Raw genomic sequence first — 6,566 nt, 5'->3', positions numbered from 1 at the left:
GCTCCAAACGAATCACATTTCTCCTACGAAACGCCTCACCACCTCCGCACCTCCCGCACCTCCGCACCTCCGCAAGGGGTCGATTGCCTCCCTGCAAATCTGAGGTCTTGGTTAAGATGCTTGGGCATCGCCTCCCTTTCCTTTATCATGGCCCATAAGATAAGTGGCTGAGCTATCCAAATTTACTCCCCGCTTTGCCTGCACACGCGAGCTGAGCGCAAAACACGATGAGGAGCACCAACGATATGTGCGGTATCTGCGGATTCACCGGCGCGACCGACGAGCGCGCGCCTATTCTGAAAGCCATGTGCGACGTCATGGCTCATCGCGGGCCCGACGGCGAAGGACAGTATACCGACGACGGCATCGCTTTCGGGCATCGTCGCCTGTCGCTGATCGACCTCGAAGGCGGCAACCAACCCATGGTGCGCTCGACGGGCGAGCATGCGGCCCGCATCACCTCTCCCGCACTTGCAGGCGACGGCACGCCGGCGCTGGGCGCCGAGGCCGCTGCCGCAAAGGGCGACTATGCCATCGTATTCAACGGCGAGATATACAACTATCAGGACCTGCGCGCCGAGCTTGAGGCGCAGGGTTGGGAATTCCAAACGCATTCCGACACCGAAGTGCTGCTCACGGGCTATTTGGCCTGGGGCGAAGAAGTGCTCGACCGTCTGCGCGGCATGTTCGCGTTCGCCCTGTGGAACCGGCAGACCCGCGAGTTGTTCTGCGCGCGCGACTTCTTCGGCATCAAGCCTTTCTACTACACCGTGCAAGACGGCCAGTTCATCTTCGCCTCCGAGATCAAATGCATCCTGGAGCACCCCGCCTACGAGCGCAAGTTGAACGAAGAGGCGCTGGAGCAGTACCTGTGCTTCCAGTTCTCGGCGTTGGACGAGACGTTCTTCAAGGACATCTTCAAGCTGGCCCCCGCGCACTGCATGACCGTGCACGCCGACGGCACGACCGAGACGCGTCGCTGGTGGCGTCCCACCTACGACTTCGACGAGAGCCGCAGCCGCGAAGACACCGTGGAAGCCATCGACGAGGCTGTGCACGAGAGCGTGCGTTACCACAACGTGGCCGATGTGGAGGTAGGATCGTTTTTGTCGAGCGGCATCGATTCCAGCTACATGGCGGCATGCCTGGCCCAGGAGAACCCCTCCATCAAGACGTTCACCGTGGGCTTTGCGGAATACGAGGGCGAGCGCGACGAGATAACCTGGGCGCGCGAGCTGGCCGACGAGCTACATATCGCAAACAACTCCAAGCACATCGGCGAGGACGAGTACTGGGAGGTGCTGCCGCGCGTACAGTGGCACATGGACGAACCTTCGGCCGACCCCAGCGCCGTCGCCCTGTACTTTGTGGACCAGGAGGCCGCCAAACAGGTGAAGGCCGTGCTCTCCGGCGAAGGCGCCGACGAGTTCTTCGGCGGCTACCGCATCTACCAGACGCCGTTCGCGAACCAGAAGCTCGCCTGGGCGCCGAAGGGCCTGTTGCGCGGCGCGTCGAAGATGGCGCGGGGCTTGGGCGTGCGCGGCGCAAACTACCTAGAGCGCGCCTCTGAACAGGTCGAGGACTGGTACTACACCAATGCCAACGGCGTGGCGTTCTCACCCGAGGAGCGCAACCGCCTGCGCGTGGGCAAGCGCGCAAACGCAGAAGAGCGCATCCCCACGCCGCAAGAGCTAACAGCCCCGGTATACGCCGAGGTCGCCGGTCTGGACGAAACCACGCGCATGCAGTACGCCGATCTGTTCTTTTGGCTGGTGGGAGACATCCTGCTGAAGACCGACAAGATGTCGATGGCCCACTCGCTGGAGTCGCGCGTGCCGTTTCTGGATAAGCAGGTGTTCGACGTGTCGCGTACCATTCCCACGCGCCTGAAGGCCGACAACGACCAGACGAAGCTCACGCTGCGCGAGGCCGCCGAACGGGCCATCCCCAAAGACTGGGCGCAGAAGGAGAAACTGGGGTTCCCGGTACCCGTGGTGAACTGGCTGCGTCAAGACCGTTACTACAACGAGATCAAAGGCTGGTTTACCGGGGACATCGCGCAGCAGTTCTTCAACACCGACGAGCTGGTGCGCTTGCTGGACGAGCACAAGGCCGGCGCCGACCGCTCCCGCAAGATCTGGATCGTCTACATGTTCCTCATGTGGTACAAGATTTACTTCGTGGACAAGAAGGCACCGGAGAAGCCGGCAGCATAAGCGCATAGTAACGACTTTAAATCGGAACCGGCTGCCTTAAACCGTGACTATCTCTGCAAAAAGTGGAGAGATGTTTCAGGGCGATATTTCTCTCTATTGCTCATTACATGAACACTGGCTGTTCCGCAAACAGCGGTCTTTTCAAGGGAGCAGCCCGTAGCAAACGCACAGAGAACTCCTTGCACCGAATGCAACCTTACGCTTGGGCCCCCTGTCCTGGGCCGACGTAGCCTGGTTCGACTTCGTTCACGTCGGGTACGGTTTCCAAGCCCGCTTCGCGGCGTGCGCGCAGCTCCTCTTTAGTGAGGCCCTTCCAATCGGGCTCGATACCCAGCTTCCGGTCGCGCGCCTGTGCCACCAAGCCGGGGATAACGTAGGCCAGCGTACACGCGATAAGACCGTAGAGGTTCACGCCCAAAAGCACCGCCGACTTGCCGCCACCAATGGCTAAACCCGCCACTAACCCCGGCGCGAACGAGTACGCAAACCCGAGCACAATGCCAATCCAAAAGCACAGATGGAACCCGAGCTTCGTAGGCTTCACGCGGCCGTGCAGCAAAAAGATGGGACCCAGACCCATAATCATGGTGCCCGAGATGGTGGTGGCGGCGAGGATGCTCGTGCCCACGAGCATAGGCAGATTGCCTACAAACGCAAACAGCACCATCACGCCCATGCCAATAACACGTGCTTTGTTCCCGAAGTCCTTATTCACTATGTGCGGTAAATCGCGTGCGGCCAGCTTTGACAAACTGGAGAACGTCGAGTCGAGCGTGGAGCCTGCGGCAAATATCATCATCAGCGCCATGGCGAAGAATGCCGCCATCGACGTGGCCGCACCCACCGCGGCTGGCACATTAGACGACAGCGGAATGCCCACGAGCTGCGCATGGATGCCAATGAAACTGAACAGCAGAATAGCCAAAAAGCCCAGCACACCCGAAACCACGAACGCTTTCACCATGGTCTTCTCTTCGGTAATAAAACCGCGATCGGTAAGCACCGGGTCGTGGAACGGATAGCTGAACAGCTGCAACACCGTAACAAGCAGCAAGTCAACACCCGTGTCAAGCGACCAGGTGCCGGAAGTCATATAGTCGGAAAACGAATGCTGCGGCAAAATCCAAGCTGCAATACCAATAAGCACCACCACAAACAAGATGGTCTGCACGGCATCGGTCACCAGCGAGCTACGCAGGCCTCCCCACATGGCGTAGGCCAACGTGATCAGCGTGAACAGCGTAGCCGCAATGATAAAATACATGCTGCCGGACTCGCCATAGTAGCCGCCCACAACCGAAGAGTTGCTCCACACCTCATTGAACAGGCGAATGAGGATGGCCAGCGAGAACACGAATGCCGCCGCAATACCGTAGTTCTTTGTAAGGAAGCTCACGAGGCCCTTGGCCAGAAATTTGGTGCGCAAGCGATAAATGGCAAAGCCTGCCAGCGGGATGCATAGCCAGTACGTGGCATAAGCCACGCCGCCCACCAGGCCGTACTCACAGCCAAGGTTCGCTGCGTTTGTCACCGACTTCGCGAAGATCCAGCTGATGAAGATACTCGTGGTCAGCAAAAACAGCGAAGCCGGCTTGCCGTCTTTACGCTCACCTTTAAAAAACCCGCCCAACGTAACCGCATGAGGCGAAATGGCAATCATCACGATTCCGTACACAATGAGGAATCCCCAGAAAAATACTCCCCTCATTCCCGACATGTCGATCACCGCACACGCCCCCTTCGTTCGTTCGCTTCCCAACCCTATCACAGCGCCGCCATCTCGATTCCAAAAAAGACCGAAACGGACCTGCTGCTGAATTACGAAGGCACCGCTTTGCGAGCAGCGCCTTTACTACGTTTATCAGAATACGTAATTTAATGGATTATGTCTACTATTGGATAGTGTTTTATAGTAGACAAGATCACCTTTCCTGAACAATCGTACCGCCGCAACTAGACCCCTGGCCCGCAGCGCACGCATAGCAGTGGTTGCGAAAGCGGATGGAACGCGCAAGCGTGAGTTCCGGATTATCCGCGTAGTCGAAAACGGTAAGGTCGCGACCATTGCGCTTATGCACCAGGCCAAGCACATGGTTGAAATCGCAGTCGTACACGCGTCCGTCCCAGCCGACGGTCATCTGGTCGCGGCACATCATGCCGGCGCACACGTCCTGATTGAAGCCGTCGATGAGCTCGTCGAGGTAGCCGTCGAATGCGCCCGTGTCGATAAGGTGCGCGCCATAGCGACCAATAGGGTTGTTCGCCACGGCAAAGAGTCGGTCGAACGTTATGCCCAGCTCGCCCAGACGACGGCGGTAGACCCGCTCAAGCTTATCCTGCTCAGGAGGCAACAAGGGCCATTGAGGATTGAACACCAGGTTCAACACATGCGCGCCATCATGGCCGTAGCCGCGTCTATTCAGCTCGCGCAGCACGTCTAGGCAAGGATCGAACGTAGAGCGGCCGCGCTGCACCTCAGCCTGAGCGGCAAACACGTTGGGAAGCGAGGCCACCACCTCCACATCCAACTTGGCATAGAGGTCGAGCAGGGGTCGGTACGCCTCGTCGCGCAGAACAACTAGGTTGGTGCGCACTATGACCTGCGCCACACGAGCAGCCTCGCCGATAAACCAGCCGAAGTCGGGGTGCATCTCGGGCGCACCGCCCGTCACGTCCACCGTCTTAATCTCGGGGCGCGCTGCCACGGACAGGACGGCTTCGAGCACCTCGCGGCCCATGGCCTCGCTTCGATGCGGACCGGCCTCGACATGACAGTGCGCGCAGGCGAGGTTGCAGCGTGCCGTTATGTTCACCTGGAGGGTAGAGGGCTGCTCCACCGTGTCCAGACAGGACGTATCGTCTACCCGGTCCTCGAAGTACACCAAGCGGGACAGCGCGCGACGCACCTCATCCTTCGCAGCCACGCGTTCATGCCGCACGCCCGTGGAAACGCGCGCAGCAGGGCCAGGGCGAAAGCCGCCAAGCAGCGAGTCCTCGAGATAGTCATCGGATCCGTCGGCAATGCGCGAGCGATACGACACCGCCGCCGGACTGGTCTCGGGCCACAGCTCGTCGAACCAGGAAAGATACGCTTCATGGTCGTAGCGCACGGGAACCGCTTCAACAAACAGGCCCTCGCACTCGGCAGTGAACAGCGCATCGGGATGCGGCCCGCATGCGATGCGCACCGCCAAGCCGAAATGCTGTCCGGAGAAATTGGGCAGACCCGCAGCCCCGTTGTTGATTACCAGGCCATGCGCAAGCGCGACGGCGGCGGGAGCACAGGTATGCGTCGTCGCCAGCACGTCCACGCCCTTCTCGTCCAGCCAGCAGTCCAGCTCGTCTTGGCGCAGCACGTCCTGCAGCGATTCGCGCGAGCATGCCCATCCGCCCAGCAGCTGCTCATCGCCATGCGTAACAGCCACCTTCTTGCCTGCCACGCCCACCGTCAACGTGGACGGACGGCCTTCCAGCAGCGCTTTCAGGCCAGGGCGGGCCTCCACGGCTTCTGAAAGCTTCTTATGGATGCGGTTCGAGCGACTCACGGCATCGTCGGCCGTGCAGTCGGGATAGGCGCAGCCGCAGCCCACGCCCACATCTACCTGCCGGCGCAACTCCGCCTCCACGTTTCCTACCAGGATCACATGAGCGGACAGGCGGCGTTCCAGCGCCTCGAAGTTATCGGCAGTCTTGTCGAACCAATGCGCGTCGCCGTTGAAGACGACCAAAGTCTCGCCCGCCTCAGCGGCAGCAAGCTTTTCTACCGCATCGAGCGCAAACGGATTGCCGTATAAGCCGCCCACCACATACAGTACGTCGCACAAACGCTCGGGATCGCCCGCAAACGACTCGGGGGCGATGCGATAGTCGACCGGGCAGACGCGCCCGGCGTCCTTGAACACGCGGCGCGCAGGCGCATGGCATGACGACATAGGGTCTTCTCTCTGCTAGAAGGCGCCACAAGGGCGCAGATGTTCTCGGAAACTTTGCCCTATGATAGCGCTTCCAAGCATGCCTGCAAGAAGAAACCGCAACGTCTGCGGCAGTGCGCCTGCCTTTTGCACGTTGGATCGCCCGGCACGATTACGCCGGATCCGCGTTATGCCAGCTTCGAGGAATCGACGGCCACGAGGTGCCCTTGCTCGTCCTCGAATACGCAAAGCGTGCCGTCCCGACTCTCGTACAGGCTACGAAAACGGGAGAACGAGCGCTTCTTCAACCGCTTGCCGCGCTCAACCGTAGCTTGCACGTCGCCTTGCGATGCACCCCGTTCAGGCAATGAAGGCTCACCTAGAGGCTCTGGCTCTGGCTCTGGCTCTGGCTCTGGCTCTGGCTCTGGCTCTGGCTCTG

Annotated in this window: 3 protein-coding genes and 1 pseudogene; 1 reads left to right on the top strand and 3 read right to left on the bottom strand. The window is 60.1% G+C overall.

Going from position 1 to position 6,566, the window contains the following annotated elements; all coding sequences use genetic code 11:
* The first annotated feature begins 245 nt into the window (after window positions 1–245).
* A complete protein-coding gene (gene asnB / locus RR842_RS10845; RefSeq protein ID WP_332729731.1) occupies window positions 246–2,216 on the top strand; it encodes an asparagine synthase (glutamine-hydrolyzing) in 1,971 nt (656 codons plus the stop codon).
* A gap of 196 nt (window positions 2,217–2,412) precedes the next feature.
* Here asnB and RR842_RS10840 read toward each other — a convergent pair whose 3' ends face one another.
* The 3 genes and pseudogenes from RR842_RS10840 to RR842_RS10830 form a co-directional block, all read right to left on the bottom strand.
* Window positions 2,413–3,942 carry a hypothetical protein gene (locus RR842_RS10840; RefSeq protein WP_332553985.1) on the bottom strand — a complete coding sequence of 510 codons (1,530 nt, stop codon included), beginning with the start codon at window positions 3,940–3,942 and terminating at the stop codon, window positions 2,413–2,415.
* A gap of 196 nt (window positions 3,943–4,138) precedes the next feature.
* A complete protein-coding gene (gene arsS / locus RR842_RS10835; protein WP_332729730.1) occupies window positions 4,139–6,148 on the bottom strand; it encodes an arsenosugar biosynthesis radical SAM (seleno)protein ArsS in 2,010 nt (669 codons plus the stop codon).
* A 167-nt stretch (window positions 6,149–6,315) separates the two neighbouring features.
* Window positions 6,316–6,566 (bottom strand): annotated as a pseudogene (locus RR842_RS10830) (hypothetical protein); the annotation flags it as partial.

The sequence above is a fragment of the Gordonibacter sp. genome (assembly GCF_036667095.1).
In the GTDB taxonomy this organism is placed as follows: Bacteria; Actinomycetota; Coriobacteriia; order Coriobacteriales; family Eggerthellaceae; genus Gordonibacter.
This window is presented reverse-complemented; position numbering and strand designations above follow the sequence as displayed.